Source organism: Accumulibacter sp., assembly GCF_036625195.1.
In the GTDB taxonomy this organism is placed as follows: domain Bacteria; phylum Pseudomonadota; class Gammaproteobacteria; order Burkholderiales; family Rhodocyclaceae; genus Accumulibacter.
In genome coordinates, this window is the sequence record NZ_JAZKUG010000001.1 from 2484309 (window position 1) to 2499674 (window position 15366).

The following is a 15366-nucleotide window of genomic DNA, read 5'->3' on the forward strand; positions in this document are numbered from 1 at the left end:
TGATGATTTCGTCACAGTCAGGCGTCCGGGCGCTCCTGGGTAACCCAGATCAGGCGACTGGTGTCGAAACCGAGCGCGCTGGCCTTGTCGACGAGCAACTGCCGGAGTCTTGGTGGCAACTCGCGCTCGCGCGACAGGATCCACAGATAGTCGCGGCTCGGCCCGACTACCAGCGACCAGCGGTAATCGCGCTCATCGAGCGCGGCAATGTGGTAGCCGCCATAGAAGCGGCCGAAGAAGGAGACCTTGAGAGATCCGGTGCCGCTATCGCCAAGTGGCAACGCTTTGCCGATCGCTTCCTTCCAGCCTTGCTGTTGCGCGCTGTAGCCGCGATTGAGCACCTCGATGCTGCCGTCCGGCAGCAGTCGATAGCGTGCCGAAACGTCGCTCAGCCCATGCTCGAAGGAATGGTCGAGGCGGGCAATCTCGTACCACTTGCCGAGGTAGCGATCGAGCTGGAAGTTTCTGACCGGCTCGATGCCGTCCGGGATGCCGGTGCAGCCGCCGAGCAGCAGTCCGCAGCAAAGAAGCAGGGGGCGCAGGAGGTTCATGAAGTCTAGCGTGATGGATGATGCATCCTGGACAGCGAACCCCTGCGATGGTTCGGCCGGATCTGCGCTGTGCGCTGCCCGACCGCCCGGACCGACCCTGGGGATCGTGGCGCCAGCGGCCCTGCCGCGCGGTGGCGTGCTAGAATTCACCCCCCATGGAACTTCTGATCAACGGCGATAGGCGCCGCTTTCCCTCGTCGCTGACGGTCGCCGAACTCATCGTTGCCCTCGGGCACGGCGGCAAGCGGATCGCTGTCGAACGCAACGGTGAGATCGTTCCGCGTGGCCTGCACGGCGAAACCGCGCTGGTCGATGGTGACCGGATCGAGATCGTGGTTGCCGTCGGTGGCGGCTGAACCCCATCAACAAGTGAAAGACCCATGCATCCTGCAACCCATGGCCTGACGGTCGCTGGCCGGACCTACCGCTCGCGTCTGCTCGTCGGTACCGGCAAGTACAAGGATTTTGCCGAGACGCGGGCAGCGATCGAAGCTGCCGGTGCCGAGATCGTCACCGTCGCCATCCGCCGCACCAACATCGGCCAGGATGCCGCTGCGCCGAACCTGCTCGACGTGCTGCCGCCGTCGCAGTTCACCATACTGCCGAATACCGCCGGCTGCTACACCGCGGCCGATGCGGTGCGGACCCTGCGCCTTGCGCGCGAACTGCTCGATGGGCACCCGCTGTGCAAGCTCGAGGTTCTGGGTGATCCGGCGACGCTCTTCCCGAACATGCCGGAAACGCTCAAGGCAGCGCAGACGCTCGTCGGCGAGGGCTTCGAGGTGATGGTCTACTGTGCCGACGATCCGATCCAGGCACGCATGCTCGAGGACATCGGCTGCGTCGCGGTGATGCCGCTGGCGTCGCTGATCGGTTCCGGCATGGGGATCGTCAATCCCTGGAACCTGCGCCTGATCATCGACAATGCGAAGGTACCCGTGCTCGTCGATGCCGGCGTCGGTACGGCATCCGACGCGGCGATCGCGATGGAACTCGGTTGCGACGGCGTGCTGATGAATACCGCCATCGCCCATGCGCGTGATCCGGTGCTCATGGCGAGTGCGATGAAGAAGGCGGTCGAGGCCGGGCGCGAGGCCTTCCTGGCCGGACGCATGGCACGCAAGCATTACTCGGCGGATCCCTCATCACCGACGAGCGGCCTGATCGGCTCCTAGCCATGGCGGATGGCGAAGCGGTGGAGCGCGCCGGACGCGCGGCGCACATCCGCAGTTTCGTGCTGCGGCAGGGGCGCCTGTCGAATGCCCAGCAGCGCTACCACCAGCAAATGATGGCGAGCATCGGCGTTCCCTATCGCGCGGCGGCGGTCGACCTCGACCTGCTGTTCGGGCGCCGGGCGGCCCGCATCCTTGAAATCGGCTTTGGCATGGGCGAGACCTCGGCGGCGATCGCCGCGGCACATCCGGAGAACGATTACCTCGGCGTCGAAGTGCATACGCCCGGAGTCGGCAGCCTGTGCAAGCTGGTCGCCGAAATGGGGCTGACCAACCTGCGCATCGTCCAGCACGACGCCGTCGAGGTGCTGCGCGACATGCTGCCGCCAGCCTCGCTCGACGGCGCGCACATCTTCTTCCCCGATCCCTGGCCGAAGACGCGTCATCACAAGCGGCGCCTGCTGCAGCCGGCCTTCGTCGAGATGCTCGCCAGTCGCCTGCGCGCGGGTGGCTACATCCACTGTGCCACCGACTGGGAGGAGTACGCGCAGCAGATGCTGGCCGTCCTGTCGGCCGACCGCCTGCTGGAGAACACCGCGGCCGCTTTTGCACCGCGCCCCGCGCATCGTCAGCCGACCCGTTTCGAGCAGCGTGGACTGCGTCTGGGGCACGGCGTGTGGGATCTGATCTTCCGCCGGCGGCAGGATTCACTGCAGGCGGAAGATCACCGGCAGGATCAACTCGCGTGACTGCGCCCAGTGCGCCCGACCCATGGCGTAAGCCGCCTTCACCGCCGCCTGGTCGAGGATGGCGTGGCCACTCCCGGCGGCGACTTGGACGTCGACGACGCTGCCATCGTCGGCCAGCCGGAGGAGCAGGCGGACCTCACCCTCGATGCCACGGGCGACGGCTTCGGGTGGATAGTAGAGATGTTGCGCGAGCTTGCGTTGCGCGGCCTCGACCTGACGACGCGCCACTGCCCGCGACGTCCCAGTGGCGGCGGCCGGTCGCGGTGGCGTGGTCGCCGCTGCCGGCGATGGGTCGCTGGTCGACAGCGTGTCCTTCAGCAGCGGCTCATCGCGGGCCGGCAGCTGCCGGATTGGCGGTTGCAGCGAGGCCTGCAGCCGTGGCGTCGGCGGTGGCTGGAAGTCGAATGCGACGACGTTCCACCACAGCACGGCGGCGTGCAGAAGGAGCGACAGGGCCAGTGCGGGAAGGAGCTGAAACGACATGAGCCTGACATTGTGAAGCAAAAGTGCCGCTGGCGACAGCGCGTGGAGCGACTGATCGGTGTGACCGAAACCGCGTGGAGGAAAGGACCGTGAGCTACTCGCTGGGCAGGGCGGGCGCCTGCCTGCTGCTGATCTGCTGCCTGATGGTGTCGCCGTTGGCGGCGCAGGTGCCGACACCCAGTCCGGCCAGCTTTGAGTTCGCGGTCGAGCGGGGTGATCTGCGAACCGTCCGGAGCTGGCTCGCGCAGGGGCTGAATCCCGAGTACGAGGCGGCGCACATCGGCACCGGCCTGATGGTTGCCGCCTGGTATGGGAACATCGAGATGATGGCGCTGTTCGTCGAGCACGGTGCCGACGTGCGGCGGGTCAATCGCCATGGCGAGCAGGCCTTGCAGCTCGCGGCCTGGGGCGGGCATCTCGAGGCGGTGCAGTGGCTGCTCGAACGGGGCGCCCCGCTCGATCGTTCGGGCAACCAGTGGAGCGCGCTGCACTATGCCGCCTTCAACGGCCATGGCAAGGTCGCCAGGGATCTCATTGCTCGGGGTGCCAACGTCAACGCGCGGGCGCCCAACGGCGCCACGCCACTGATGATGGCGGCGCGCGAAGGACATCTCGAGCAGGCGCGCGAACTGCTCGAAGCGGGGGCCAGCCCGAGCCTGCAGAGCGACTGGGGCGACAATGCGCTGACAATGGCGATGCGCTACAACCATCTCCGTCTGGCGAAGATGATCGCGTCGCCGGAGGAGTTCGCCGTGGTGGTCAAGGCGCCACCCGAGAGCTTTGGTGAAGCGAGTCGTTCGGCGGCGCTGCCACCGACGGTCGAAGCGATCATGCGCGAAATCAGGGTGGCCGAGGCCGAGGGGCGGCCCAGTGCGGAACTGCACGAACGGCTGCGTGCCGCGGTCGGCGAGTTGCGTCGAGCCAGCCCGCAGCCGCTGGTGCAGCGACCGATGCCACGGCCCTACCAGCCGCGCTCGATGGTCATCACGGCTCGTCGAGCGCAGCCCGCGGCGGAACGCGTGCAGGTGGTCGTCGATGGCGCACCGGGCGTCGCGGCGGGCGGTTCGGCCGTGGTCGGAGGGAAGCCGTCTGGCGCGGCCGCGGCCGCGCGCGAACGCAGTCTGGCGGCGGCGCAGGCGGCCGATCTGCTGCGCCAGATCCGCGTCCGCGAGGCGCAGGGTTTGCCCAGCGAGGCGCTTCACCAGCAACTGCAGCAGGCGGTCGACGCGCTGAAACCGTAGCCGCGGCAGTCCGTCGCTGCGCCGGCTGGCGGCGACGATCAGTCCCGGTCCGCGAGGAAGAGTTCGAGCAGCCGGTTGAGAAAGCGCCGCCCCTGTTCGGTGGGCACGATTCGCTGCCCGGTTCGTTCGAGCAGTCCGGCGCCTTCGGCCTGCAGGAGTTGCGGCTCGATGAGGTGCAGCGGCAGGGCACAGCGCGACTCGAACAGTCGTGCGTCGAAGCCATCGACCAGGCGCAGCGCATTGAGCATGAACTCGAAGGGCAACTCGGCGGTGGCGACCGTGAGCTCTTCCTGGACCGGTGTGCCGGCCGCGGCCTGCGCCAGATATTGCTCCGGCCGCTTCCAGCGCATCTGGCGCAGCACACGGTCGTGCAGGGTCAGCTTGCCGTGCGCACCGGCCCCGATGCCAAGATAGTCGCCGAAGTGCCAGTAGTTGAGGTTGTGCTGGCACTGGCGACCGGGATGCGCGAAGGCCGAGGTTTCGTAATGCCGGTAACCGGCCGCCGCCAGTCTTCCTTCGATCGCATCCTGCATGTCGGCACACAGGTCGGGTTCCGGTAGGGGCGGCGGCTGGGCGGCAAAGGCGGTGTGTGCTTCGATCGTCAGTTGATAGCATGAGAGGTGGGCCGGTGCGAACGACAGTGCCGTCTCGATGTCCGCCAGTGCCTGCTCGACATCCTGTCCGGGCAGGCCGTACATCAGGTCGAGGTTCAGGTTGTCGAAGTGGCGAGCCGCCTCCGCGATCGCCTGGCGGGCCTGATGATCGTCGTGGATGCGGCCGAGTGCCCGCAGATGCTGCCGATTGAAGCTCTGGATGCCGAGCGACAGGCGGTTGACGCCGGCGGCGCGGAAGGCGGCAAAGCTGCCGCTTTCGATCGTTCCGGGATTCGCCTCGAGCGTGATCTCGGCGCCGGGCAGCAGCGGCAAGCGGCTGCGCAGCGCTGCCAGCAACTCTTCGACAGCCTCTCCCGAGAGCAGGCTGGGCGTCCCGCCACCGATGAAGATGCTGTCGACGCGGCGACCCCAGACCAGCGGCAGGGCCGATTCGAGATCGGCGATCAGGGCCGCCAGGTAGTCGTCCTGCGGGATCGTCGCAGAAGCAGCCGCCGCCATCCCCGGGGGCGCCAGCGCATGCGAGTTGAAGTCGCAGTACGGGCACTTCTGCACGCACCACGGGATGTGGACGTAGAGCGAGAGCGGTGGCTGCTGGCGAAATGCCGCCCGGCTGCCACCGGCGGCGCGCAGGGGAATGAAGCCGCGCTGCAGCGTAGCGGGCATCAGCTCCGGTCCCGCAGGCGCTCGACGAGGTGGGCCAGTGCCTGGCCGCGGTGCGACCGACGGTTCTTCTCGCCCGCTTCGAGTTCGGCGGCGGTGCGACCGAGTTCGCGCACGTAGAACAACGGGTCGTAGCCAAAACCATCGTTGCCGCGCTCCTCGCGCAGGATCTCCCCGGCCCATTCACCTTCGGCGATGATCGGCTGCGGGTCATCGGCGTGGCGAACGAGGACGATCACCGCGACGAAGCGGGCACTGCGCTGACAGTTGTCGCCGAGTTCGGCGAGGAGTTTCCGGTTGTTGCGCGCGTCCGATCGCGGATCGCCGGCAAAACGGGCCGAGTGGACTCCGGGAGCGCCGCCGAAGGCGTCCACACATAGTCCGGAGTCGTCGGCGAGCGCCGGCAGGCCGGTCATCCGCGCCGCATGGCGGGCCTTGGCGAGGGCATTCTCGACAAAGGTGCAGTGCGGTTCCTCGGCTTCGGCAACGCCAAGCTGCCCCTGTGGTACAAGTTCCCAGCCCAGTGGCGCGAGGATTGCGTCGAGTTCGCCGAGTTTCTTGGCGTTGTTGGAGGCAAGGACGAGTCTCATGGCAGGTCTCACAGGCCGAGGGCAATCTTCTGGTGGGCAACAAGCTCGACGATTCCCTTTTCCGCGAGGTCGAGCAAGTGGATCAGTTCGCCGCGCGAGAAGGGTTCACCCTCGGCCGTCCCCTGCACCTCGACCAGCCCACGCTTGCCGGTCATCACGACGTTCATGTCGGTTTCGCAGTTGGCGTCCTCGGCGTAGTCGAGATCAAGTACCGGGACGCCGCGGTAGATTCCCACCGATACGGCTGCGACGTGATCACGCAGCGGATGGGCGGTGATCCGGCCGCTGTCCAGCAAGTGCACGCAGGCGTCGTTGAGCGCCAGCCAGGCGCCGGTGATGGCTGCGCAGCGGGTACCGCCGTCGGCCTGAAGGACGTCGCAATCGAGGGTGATCTGGCGTTCGCCGAGCGCTTCCAGATCGGTCACCGCGCGCAGCGCGCGGCCCACCAGCCGCTGGATCTCCTGCGTGCGGCCACTCTGTTTGCCCTTCGCCGCCTCACGCCCGGTGCGGGTGTGGGTGGAACGGGGCAGCATGCCGTATTCGGCCGTCACCCATCCCCGTCCACGGCCGCGCAGGAATGGTGGCACGCCGTCCTCGACGCTGGCGGTGCACAGCACTCGCGTCGCGCCCATCTCGATCAGTACCGACCCTTCGGCGTGGCAGGTGAAGCTGCGGGCCATGCGCACCGGGCGGAGTTGCGACGGCTGGCGTTGGCTGGGACGCATGCGAACTCCTATTTCGAGTACTTCTGGATGGTCGATCGGATCTCCTCGATGGCCCGTTCGATCTCGTCGTCGCTGAGGTCGGTCTTGCGGTTCGGGTGGCGCCCGAATTCGTCCAAGCGGGTCGTCACCGTATCGCGCGGCATCGTTTTCGTCGAAACCAGTCCACTGTTGCCAAGACCGCTATCGTCGTTGTAGGTGTCGCCCCAGCGCACGGCAATGATCGAGAGGTTGTCGGCAGTCGGGCCGCCACGGGTCTCGGCCTGGTTGAGCAGCGTCGGCACCGTCCGCATCAGGTCGGCCGACTTCAGCGCAACCGCCAGCATGTCGCCCGGGAATGCGCTCCAGACACCGTCCGTGCACAAGACCAGTACGTCGCCAGCTTCGAGGGTGGCCTTGCGCGAGTACTCGATCTCTGGGGTCTGCTTGCCCCCCAGGCAGCCATAGATCTTGTTGCGTTCGGGATGGCTGATCATTTCGGCCTCGCTGATCACTCCCTGGTCGACCAGCATGCGCACCCGCGAGTGGTCCTTGGTCTGTGCCAGAACCTTCCCGTTGCGGATCAGGTAGAGGCGCGAATCTCCCGAGTGGGCCCAGTAGGCGACGTTGTTCTGGATGATGCAGGCGACGCAGGTGGTGCGCGGCGAGTCGAGCAGGTGGTGCTTGCCGGCAAAGTCGAGAATCGCGTGATGGGCATTCTGCATTCCCTTCTGGAGAAACATGAAGGGGTCTCGGGCGCGCGGCTTGAACTCGCTCGGGAACGCCTCGGTCATCGTCTGGACGGCGATCTGTGCAGCAACCTCGCCATAATAATGACCTCCCATGCCATCGGCGACGACCATCAGCAGGGCTTCGCGTGAATAGCAGTAGGCCAAGCGGTCCTCATTGTTGGCACGCTTGCCGGTCCGAGAATCCTGGTAGATGGTGAACTTCATTGGTCCCTTGTCTTCTTCAGCTTGCCCACGACCTGCCGCAGGAGGCTGTCTTTCTGCCCGACGGAGGTCGACGCGGGTGCGATCACGGGCTCGGTAAGCGCCTTTTGCAGCGCGAAAACGCTTTGCGGGCGGTAGCCGTGGTTCAGGCTCAAGCACCAGTCGATCGTCTCGAGCAACTGATCCGAATAGAGGCCCTGCCAGCGCACCATGGCGGGGACCAGGCGGTCCTTCTCCATGCGTTCGTCGGCCGGCTGCGGCGTGCTGCCCGAGATGCAGGCGTACATTGATGCGCCGACGCTGTAGATGTCACTCCACGGGCCGAGCAAGTCGCGGCGGTTGTAGTGCTCGGGCGAGGCGAAGCCGGGCGTGTACATCGGCTTCAGCATCGGCGTGTCGCAGGCGAGGGTCTGTCTGGCGGCACCAAAGTCGATCAGCACCGGCGTGTGGCTGTTGCGCATGTAGATGTTCGACGGCTTCAGGTCGAGGTGCAGCAGGCGGTGCGCGTGCACCTCGCGCAGCCCGTTGAGCATCTTGGTAAACACGTTGCGAATGAAGTTTTCCGTCACCACCGCCGGACTCTTCTGGATCAGATCCTGCAGCGTCCGCCCGTGCTCGTACTCCATGACCATGTAGACGGTATCGTTGGCCCGGAAGAAATTCAGCACCCTGATGACATTCGGGTGGGAAAGTGCGGCCAGCGTCCTCCCCTCCTCGAAGAAACACTTCATGCCGTAGCGGAAGGCGGGCAGATGCTCCTCCGAAATGAGCGGTGCCGTTCGTCCCTCGCTGCGTAGGGCAAGGGTGTTCGGCAGGTACTCCTTGATCGCGACACGCTTCTGGTCGCGGTCGGCAGCAACATACACGATCGAAAAACCGCCCATCGAGAGCTGACGTTCGATGCAGTACTCGTCGATCTTGAAACCGGCGGGAAGAGGTTGGTTCGCTTGTTGCGCCATCCTTGTCGGGGCTATCATTCAATCTTCCGGCCATTTTCCGGGTTTTGGGGGTGTGCTGTAAAGCTGCCCACCGATCGATCACTGTTTGCACCCCAGGATTCGCATGATCTACAGCATGACTGGCTACGCCGCCAGGACCCGATCCGTCAGGGGCGGCACACTGCACTTCGAGCTGAAAAGCGTCAATTCGCGCTACCTTGATGTCATCTTTCGGGTCAGCGACGAGGTGCGTGCCGCAGAGGCGGCATTGCGCGAGTTGTTTGCCAGCCGCATCAGCCGCGGCAAGCTCGAGTGCCGTGTCAGCTTCGTCTCGGCCGCTGGTGGTGGTCCGCAGGTCGGGCTCAACAACGAGGTGCTCGAACGTCTCCGCTACCTTGAGGAAGAGGTGCGCCGCATCTTGCCGTCGGCAGTGCCACTCAGCGTGAACGACATCCTGCGCTGGCCAGGGATATTCGGTGAGGACATGGTCGACGCGGCGACTCTGGTGCCCGCGTGCCTGGCACTGGCTGCCGATGCGCTTGACGATTTCGCCGCCAGTCGCGCGCGTGAGGGAGAGAAGCTGGCGGCGGTGATCCGCGAGCGGCTGGCCCGCATGCGCCTGCTGGTACGTGAGGTGGCGCCGCGCATCCCGGCTGCGCAGGCCGCGTTCAACGACAAGCTGCGGCAGCGGCTGCTTGACGCGGTGCAGGTCGTCGACGACGAGCGAATCCGGCAGGAAGTTGCCGTCTTTGCTGCCCGCATCGACGTTGCCGAGGAACTCGCGCGACTGGCGACCCACCTCGACGAAGTCGAACGGGTCCTCGCGGCCGGCGGAGCGACCGGCAAGCGCCTCGACTTCCTGATGCAGGAACTCAATCGCGAAGCCAATACGCTCGGCTCAAAGTCGCTGGTGGCGGAGGTGTCGCAGACGGCGATCGAGTTCAAGCTGCTGATCGAGCAGATGCGGGAACAGGTGCAGAATCTGGAGTAGGTTTCGACGGGGTTGCCTGAAACCCCCGTGCGGCCGGAGAGGACTTGCGGTCAAGCTGATGGACCAGATTGCAGGCGTCATTGGCGTACTCGCTGCATGCTTTGCCGGGCACAAGATGTTCAGCGTATGGCGCACCAGATCGAGCGGCGATGGCGTACCGTGACACCGCTCCACGCGGAGGTGGAGAAGGCAGGCTGACAGTCCGCCACATGCGGCCGGCGATGCTCCGGCCACTCAACTGCAGCAAGCGTCGCTGCTACCAGCAGCGCCCGTCGCCCGGTCCTTCCTCTTGTATTCCGGCGCTGCGCGGTCCTCGGCAGCCTTGCCGAAAGCCGCAGTGTGGCAGCACAATGCGAGGCGCGCAGATCCGCAGCTTTGCCGGCGTTCGGCCGCGGTTGCTGCGCGTGCATGTGCTTCGCCGAGGACGCGGCCGACGCGGTGGCTGCTTCTCCAGCGGCTTGGAAGCGTGTGCGTGGCCCGTCCGCCGATCTGGAAAACCGAGTGCAATCTGCCGTTCTGCCCGGAAGCGAACCCTTTGCGCTGCCTTTGCAGGAGAGGCTGGCGCGTGCCCTGGCTGGCCGTCCCGCCGGTCGCGCGCCGCGCACACAGCACAGCGACGAGCGCGGCCGGCCCCGCTTCAGCAACCGGCTGTTGCTGGAGAGCAGCCCGTACCTGTTGCAGCATGCGCACAATCCGGTCAACTGGTTTCCCTGGGGCGACGAGGCCTTTGCCGAAGCGGCACGGCTCGCTCGACCGGTATTCCTGGCGATCGGTTATTCGACCTGTCACTGGTGCCATGTGAGGGAAAACGAGTCCTTCGCGGACGCGGAGATCGCCCGCTTCCTGAACACCCATTACGTGGCGGTCAAGGTCGATCGCGAGGAGCGGCCGGACATCGACGCGATCTATATGAGTGCCGTGCAGCAATTGACCGGTTCCGGCGGCTGGCCGATGAGCGTCTGGCCGAATGCCGCACGCGAGCCCTTCTTCGCCGGCAGCTACTTTCCGCCACGCGATGGCGAGCGTGGCGCGAGACTCGGCTTCGTCTCGCTCCTGAACGGCCTGTCGGACATCTTGAGCGATGCCAGCGGTGGTTTCCCTAGCGCAACCGACGCCGATTCGAAAGGCGTCGAGGGGCGTTTTTTCGTCTGGAGCGAGGGCGAGATCCGGCACGAACTCGCTTCCCTGGGCGAGGCGACGAGCACGCGCTTCCTCGAGCATTACGGTGTCCGTCGTGGCGGCACCTGGCAGGGAAGCACCATCCTGCACGTCCCGCAGCCTGACGAGCAGGCCTGGGCAGCGCTCGCCGGCGCCCGTGCGCGGCTGCGCGAGGTACGGGCCAGGCGTGTTCAGCCCCAGCGTGACGAGAAGGTCCTGGCTTCCTGGAATGGCCTGATGATCTCGGCGCTGGCGCAGGCGGGACGGATTCTCGATCACGCGCCCTACGTGCTGGCGGCCGCGCGAGCAGCGGAATTCGCCCTGACCCGGCTGCGTGGCGCGGGTGGGCGACTGCAGCGCTGCTACACGGACGGGCAGGCGCGCCAGAATGCGTTCCTCGACGACCACGTCTTCCTCGTCGCCGGCCTCATCGACCTGTACGAGGCGACGTTCGAGCCGCGCCACCTGCGCGAAGCGCTGCTGCTTGCCGAAGCCACCGAGGACCTGTTCGCCGATCCGGCGGGCGGCTGGTTCATGACCAGCCCACGAGCAGGAAAGCCTGATCGCACGCGAGAAGCCTGCCTACGATGGCGCCGAGCCATCCGGCACATCGGTTGCCCTGATGAACGTGCTGCGCCTGGCCGTCTTCACCGCCGACGAGAATTGGCGGCAGCTTGCCGACCATGCGCTGTCCGCCCATGCGGCGGCACTTGCGGAGCGGCCGTTCAGCATGAGCGAGGCGCTGCTCGCGATCGAGTTCCGCGCCTCCACGGCCCTCGAGATCGTGCTCGTCTGGCCTGATGGTGCCGCCGCCGCTGCGGCCCCCTTGCTCGATGTCGTGCGCCGGAGCCTCCTGCCGGCGCACGTGCTTGCCGGTGGCGCCGAGTCGGTGATCGATTCGCTCGCGGGCAGTGTTCCTTTCGTTCGCGGCAAGCGCGCCCAAGCGGGTCTGCCGACGGCGTATGTCTGCCAGCACGGCCGCTGCGATCTGCCACTCACCGATGCCGCGGCGCTGGCCGCGCTGTTCGGACGGATTGCCTGATCCGGCCATGTCGGCGGTGACACCGGATCGGCCGTCAGTGACCGCGCCGAGAGCCTCGGAAGAGCAACCCGTGCGCTGCTTCTGGTGCCAGCAATCGGCGCTCTTGATCGACTACCACGACCACGAATGGGGCCAGCCGGTGACCGACGACTGCCGGCTGTTCGAGAAGATCTGCCTCGAGGGTTTCCAGTCCGGCCTGAGCTGGTTGACGATACTCAGGAAGCGCGAGTCCTTCCGCCGGGCCTTTGCCGGTTTCGACCCCCGGGTTGTGGCGGCTTTCGGCGAGTCCGAGGTGCAGCGACTGCTGCTCGACGAGACGATCGTTCGCCATCGCGGCAAGATTCTGGCGGCGATCAACAATGCCAGGCGGGCGCTGGCGCTGCAGGAGCGGTTTGGCAGCCTGTCGGCGTACTTCTGGCGCTTCGAGGTCGACGTCGCCGGCAGGCCGCCGGTACCGACCCGCGAATACCTGCAGACGCTCAGTCAGTGCCCGGAGTCGGTGGCGCTTGCCAGAGATCTGCGGCAGAAGGGCTGGACCTTCGTTGGGCCGACCACCGTGTACGCCTTCATGCAGGCGATGGGCCTGGTGAACGATCACCAGAACGATTGTCATGTCGGCCAAGCGCTGCGCGCGTCGCGCCAAGCAAGGCAGCCACCATGCGTGGGGCCCTGAGCGAGGAGAGCCAAGTGGCCCCGCTCCGCACAGGCCTCGACTGCGTCAGATATGGGTGCATGGAGGCCGTACGCGGGGACGAGAAAACCACAACCTGATCGGTTGACCAGACGTGCGTGCCTACGTTACTTGGTGGAGACAGGCGGGATCGAACCGCCGACCTTCTGATTGCGAATCTGAACTTTTAGGCGTTTTTTGACGTTGAAGGGTATGCGCGAACTGTAGTCACAACAAGTTAAAACAATCACTTGCGTAAAACAGGCATTGCTTGATGTTGAACCGGGTTGCTGTAAAATGGCTACATGGTGGCTACACGGAATCGCCCATGTAGCCAAACCCGGAGACGATGACATGAACCGCGAACGCCTGACACCCGACCGCATCCGCCGCTTGACCCTGCCCGAGGGCGCCGGGCAATCCTTCACTTGGGACACCGACGCGCCGCGGCTGGCCGTTCGTGTGACCGCTGGCGCCAAGTCGTTCATCTTTGAATCCAAGCTGAACCGGCAGACGGTCCGCGTGACCATCGGCGACGTTCGGGCATGGACACTCTCGGCAGCCCGCGACGAAGCGCGCCGGCTGCAAACGATGATCGACCAAGGGATGGACCCGCGCCAAGAGAAGCGCGACCGCATCGCCGCCGCCGCTGCCAAGATTGCCGAGGAGGAAGCGAAGAAGGTCGAGTTGGAGCGCATCGCTACGCCAGCAATGGAAGCATGGCAAAAGTACATCGAAGCGCGCCGCGCGAACTGGAGCGCCAGACACCTTCTTGAACACGAAACCGTCGTCAAGGAAGGTGGCGAACTGCGCACCCAAGGCCGCCGGCCCGGCGAGAGTGACAAGACGTTGCCGGGCATCCTGCGCCCGCTGCTGGCACTTCCTCTGGAGCAGATTGACGCTGATTGCGTCCGCGCATGGCTCAAGGACGAGGCGACGCACCGCCCGACCTATGCCCGCCTTTCCTTCGCTCTGCTGCGCGCCTTCCTCAACTGGTGCAGCGACCGCCCCGAGTACCGCGACCAAGTCCGCGCCGACGCCTGCATCACGCGCATGGCAAAGGACGAATTGCCGAAGAAGATTGCCAAGGACGACTGCCTGCAACGCGAGCAGTTGCCGGCATGGTTCGCCGCCGTCCGCCGGATCGGGAATCCGATCATCGCTGCCTATCTCCAGACCGCGCTGCTGACTGGCGCCCGCCGCGAAGAGGTGGCCGGTATCCGCTGGGAAGACGTGGACTTTCAGTGGCGGTCCATGACCATCAAGGACAAGGTCGACGGCGAGCGCACGATCCCGCTGACGCCCTACGTCGCGTCGCTGCTGGCCGCACTACCTCGTCGCAATGAATGGGTGTTCAGCAGCGTCACAGCGGCATCTGGAAGGCTTCAGGAGCCGCGCATTCAGCACAACAAGGCAGTGACCACTGCCGGCCTGCCTGCACTCTCGATCCACGGTCTGCGCCGATCCTTCGGCACGCTGGCGGAATGGGTAGAGTGTCCTGCCGGCGTATCCGCGCAGATCATGGGCCACAAACCGAGCGCGACCGCCGAGAAGCATTACCGCGTGCGTCCGCTCGACTTGCTGCGCATGTGGCACACCAAGATTGAGGGCTGGATTCTGGAACAAGCAGGGATCGGGCAGCCCACGGACGACGCGCGGCCCGGATTCCGCGTGGTCAACGCCGCCTGACGGTACATCAGAAAATAGCAGAAAGGCTATACTATGAGCCAATGGACGGTCAAGGTGTGCGCGCTGGCGGAACCTGAACTGCTGGCCCTGCCTGCCGACCTGCGCGCCCGCTTCCTGCACGTTGCCGAACTGCTGGAAGCTTTCGGGCCGCAAGAAGTGGGAATGCCGCATGTCCGGCCCGTGGAGGGCAAGCTGTGGGAAATGCGGATGCGGGGGCGTGATGGCATCGCCCGTGCCTTGTATGCCGCCGTTCATGGACGCACGCTGGTGGTGCTGCATGTCTTCGTGAAGAAGACTCAGGCCACGCCACGCGCAGCGATAGAGACGGCCAAGAAGCGATTGGAGGCTTTGACGTGAAGACTTTGAGGACCATCAAGCCGGAGATGCTGGGCGACGCCGCGACCCGCGCCGAATACGACGCAATGGCGGGTGAGTACGCCATCGCCCGCGAATTCATTGCCGCTCGCGCCCGTGCCGGCCTGTCGCAAACCGAGGTAGCCCAACGCATGGGAACCACGCAAAGCGCTGTTGCAAGAATCGAGAGCGGCAAGCGCTTTCCGTCCATGCGCACCGTCGAGAGATTCGCGCAAGCGGTGGGGGGGCGTGTGGTCCTGCGGATCGAGGGCCAAGTCGCATGACCTGGTTTCGCCGAGGGAAGCAGCGGATGCCTGCATCCCGCTGGAGCCCCGTTTGTGAGAGCGACGCCTTGTTTTCGCTGACCATGCGGAATTGCGAATGAAAGAGCGCCGCATCGGACGCCGGCCTGGCCTAGCCCTGCCCTTTACCCGAAAAATTAGGACTGGACTTTCTTGATCGAACCGATTATGGTTCGGTATGAATGAGCAAAACCAAGTCAAGCGAGCGCTGAGACAGCAAGCCTCGATTGAGGTTATCCGGGAGCTGTTGGCGGGCAAGGAGCATCGAAGTCTATCCTCGGTTGCCGAGTCGATTTGTCAGCACTTCGGCTTGCGTGATGCCCGCGGGCGTAGCCAGATCGCAGGCTGCGTCAAGGCGCTGCGTGAGCAATCCTCACAAGTTAGCATATCAGCATATTGCGCGGCAGGCCTTGTGTCGGCTGCGCTCCTGCGGCAAAATAGAGCTGTAACCAATTGTTTATAAAGGAGAATCGCATGACGGCCTGAATATGCCAACATACTTGGTAAG

Annotated in this window: 18 protein-coding genes; 11 read left to right on the top strand and 7 right to left on the bottom strand. The window is 65.4% G+C overall.

The genetic code is table 11. The features are described from left to right. Positions 1–17 precede the first annotated feature (17 nt). Complete coding sequence (locus V5B60_RS11015; protein WP_332347043.1) at positions 18–551, bottom strand: lipocalin family protein; 534 nt, start codon at positions 549–551, stop codon at positions 18–20. A 155-nt stretch (positions 552–706) separates the two neighbouring features. Between V5B60_RS11015 and thiS the strand changes: the two genes are divergently transcribed. The 3 genes from thiS to trmB are packed head-to-tail and all read left to right on the top strand — an operon-like array spanning position 707 to position 2472. Beyond that, entirely contained in the window at positions 707–907 is a 201-nt protein-coding gene (gene thiS, locus V5B60_RS11020; RefSeq protein WP_332347044.1) for a sulfur carrier protein ThiS, read from the top strand. 24 nt (positions 908–931) lie between these two features. Beyond that, positions 932–1726 (top strand): thiazole synthase, encoded by a 795-nt coding sequence (locus tag V5B60_RS11025; RefSeq protein ID WP_332347045.1) that lies wholly within the window; start codon positions 932–934, stop codon positions 1724–1726. Between the two features lie 2 nt (positions 1727–1728). After that, complete coding sequence (gene trmB / locus V5B60_RS11030) at positions 1729–2472, top strand: tRNA (guanosine(46)-N7)-methyltransferase TrmB (RefSeq protein ID WP_332347046.1); 744 nt, start codon at positions 1729–1731, stop codon at positions 2470–2472. On the opposite strand, the gene V5B60_RS11035 is transcribed toward trmB, so the two are convergent. Next, complete coding sequence (locus V5B60_RS11035) at positions 2431–2955, bottom strand: energy transducer TonB (RefSeq protein WP_332347047.1); 525 nt, start codon at positions 2953–2955, stop codon at positions 2431–2433. The genes trmB and V5B60_RS11035 overlap by 42 nt on opposite strands. An 89-nt stretch (positions 2956–3044) precedes the next feature. On the opposite strand from V5B60_RS11035, the gene V5B60_RS11040 reads away from it, so the two are divergent. Next, positions 3045–4196 (top strand): ankyrin repeat domain-containing protein, encoded by a 1152-nt coding sequence (locus V5B60_RS11040; protein ID WP_332347048.1) that lies wholly within the window; start codon positions 3045–3047, stop codon positions 4194–4196. 38 nt (positions 4197–4234) lie between these two features. Here V5B60_RS11040 and hemW read toward each other — a convergent pair whose 3' ends face one another. Genes hemW through V5B60_RS11065 form a run of 5 tightly spaced genes read right to left on the bottom strand, consistent with a single transcriptional unit; the run spans position 4235 to position 8673 of the window. Then, positions 4235–5473, bottom strand: coding sequence for a radical SAM family heme chaperone HemW (hemW, locus tag V5B60_RS11045; protein WP_332347049.1), 1239 nt, complete (start codon positions 5471–5473; stop codon positions 4235–4237). Continuing rightward, the gene (gene rdgB / locus V5B60_RS11050; protein WP_332347050.1) at positions 5473–6060 is read right to left on the bottom strand and encodes an RdgB/HAM1 family non-canonical purine NTP pyrophosphatase; all 588 of its coding nucleotides are present in this window, start codon (positions 6058–6060) and stop codon (positions 5473–5475) included. Before rdgB ends, hemW begins: the two co-directional genes overlap by 1 nt. Positions 6061–6068: 8 nt before the next feature. Next, the gene (gene rph, locus V5B60_RS11055) at positions 6069–6785 is read right to left on the bottom strand and encodes a ribonuclease PH (RefSeq protein ID WP_332347051.1); all 717 of its coding nucleotides are present in this window, start codon (positions 6783–6785) and stop codon (positions 6069–6071) included. An 8-nt stretch (positions 6786–6793) separates the two neighbouring features. Continuing rightward, a complete protein-coding gene (locus tag V5B60_RS11060; RefSeq protein ID WP_332347052.1) occupies positions 6794–7717 on the bottom strand; it encodes a PP2C family protein-serine/threonine phosphatase in 924 nt (307 codons plus the stop codon). Beyond that, entirely contained in the window at positions 7714–8673 is a 960-nt protein-coding gene (locus tag V5B60_RS11065; protein WP_034933291.1) for a serine/threonine protein kinase, read from the bottom strand. Before V5B60_RS11065 ends, V5B60_RS11060 begins: the two co-directional genes overlap by 4 nt. Before the next feature lie 103 nt (positions 8674–8776). Here V5B60_RS11065 and V5B60_RS11070 point away from each other — a divergent pair, with 103 nt between their 5' ends. From V5B60_RS11070 to V5B60_RS11100, 7 genes are all read left to right on the top strand, one after another. Then, positions 8777–9643 carry a YicC/YloC family endoribonuclease gene (locus tag V5B60_RS11070; RefSeq protein WP_332347053.1) on the top strand — a complete coding sequence of 289 codons (867 nt, stop codon included), beginning with the start codon at positions 8777–8779 and terminating at the stop codon, positions 9641–9643. 501 nt (positions 9644–10144) lie between these two features. Further along, positions 10145–11602 (top strand): thioredoxin domain-containing protein, encoded by a 1458-nt coding sequence (locus V5B60_RS11075; RefSeq protein WP_332347054.1) that lies wholly within the window; start codon positions 10145–10147, stop codon positions 11600–11602. After that, on the top strand, positions 11532–11843 hold the full coding sequence (locus V5B60_RS11080; protein WP_332347055.1) for a hypothetical protein: 312 nt from the start codon (positions 11532–11534) through the stop codon (positions 11841–11843). Before V5B60_RS11075 ends, V5B60_RS11080 begins: the two co-directional genes overlap by 71 nt. A gap of 7 nt (positions 11844–11850) precedes the next feature. Then, positions 11851–12516 carry a DNA-3-methyladenine glycosylase I gene (locus V5B60_RS11085; RefSeq protein ID WP_434735323.1) on the top strand — a complete coding sequence of 222 codons (666 nt, stop codon included), beginning with the start codon at positions 11851–11853 and terminating at the stop codon, positions 12514–12516. Positions 12517–12867: 351 nt separating this feature from the next. Further along, entirely contained in the window at positions 12868–14202 is a 1335-nt protein-coding gene (locus V5B60_RS11090) for a tyrosine-type recombinase/integrase (RefSeq protein ID WP_332347057.1), read from the top strand. A gap of 33 nt (positions 14203–14235) precedes the next feature. Beyond that, the gene (locus V5B60_RS11095) at positions 14236–14559 is read left to right on the top strand and encodes a type II toxin-antitoxin system RelE/ParE family toxin (RefSeq protein WP_332347058.1); all 324 of its coding nucleotides are present in this window, start codon (positions 14236–14238) and stop codon (positions 14557–14559) included. Beyond that, complete coding sequence (locus V5B60_RS11100; protein ID WP_332347059.1) at positions 14556–14840, top strand: helix-turn-helix domain-containing protein; 285 nt, start codon at positions 14556–14558, stop codon at positions 14838–14840. The genes V5B60_RS11095 and V5B60_RS11100 overlap by 4 nt, the downstream gene beginning before the upstream one ends. The last annotated feature ends 526 nt before the right edge of the window (positions 14841–15366 follow it).

Coding starts and splice junctions, on each gene's coding strand:
- V5B60_RS11015 (WP_332347043.1), bottom strand. CDS start 551: ATGAACCTCCTGCGCCCCCTGCTTCTTTGCTGCGGACTGCTGCTCGGC.
- thiS (WP_332347044.1), top strand. CDS start 707: ATGGAACTTCTGATCAACGGCGATAGGCGCCGCTTTCCCTCGTCGCTG.
- V5B60_RS11025 (WP_332347045.1), top strand. CDS start 932: ATGCATCCTGCAACCCATGGCCTGACGGTCGCTGGCCGGACCTACCGC.
- trmB (WP_332347046.1), top strand. CDS start 1,729: ATGGCGGATGGCGAAGCGGTGGAGCGCGCCGGACGCGCGGCGCACATC.
- V5B60_RS11035 (WP_332347047.1), bottom strand. CDS start 2,955: ATGTCGTTTCAGCTCCTTCCCGCACTGGCCCTGTCGCTCCTTCTGCAC.
- hemW (WP_332347049.1), bottom strand. CDS start 5,473: ATGCCCGCTACGCTGCAGCGCGGCTTCATTCCCCTGCGCGCCGCCGGT.
- rdgB (WP_332347050.1), bottom strand. CDS start 6,060: ATGAGACTCGTCCTTGCCTCCAACAACGCCAAGAAACTCGGCGAACTC.
- rph (WP_332347051.1), bottom strand. CDS start 6,785: ATGCGTCCCAGCCAACGCCAGCCGTCGCAACTCCGCCCGGTGCGCATG.
- V5B60_RS11060 (WP_332347052.1), bottom strand. CDS start 7,717: ATGAAGTTCACCATCTACCAGGATTCTCGGACCGGCAAGCGTGCCAAC.
- V5B60_RS11065 (WP_034933291.1), bottom strand. CDS start 8,673: ATGGCGCAACAAGCGAACCAACCTCTTCCCGCCGGTTTCAAGATCGAC.
- V5B60_RS11070 (WP_332347053.1), top strand. CDS start 8,777: ATGATCTACAGCATGACTGGCTACGCCGCCAGGACCCGATCCGTCAGG.
- V5B60_RS11080 (WP_332347055.1), top strand. CDS start 11,532: ATGAGCGAGGCGCTGCTCGCGATCGAGTTCCGCGCCTCCACGGCCCTC.
- V5B60_RS11085 (WP_434735323.1), top strand. CDS start 11,851: ATGTCGGCGGTGACACCGGATCGGCCGTCAGTGACCGCGCCGAGAGCC.
- V5B60_RS11090 (WP_332347057.1), top strand. CDS start 12,868: ATGAACCGCGAACGCCTGACACCCGACCGCATCCGCCGCTTGACCCTG.
- V5B60_RS11095 (WP_332347058.1), top strand. CDS start 14,236: ATGAGCCAATGGACGGTCAAGGTGTGCGCGCTGGCGGAACCTGAACTG.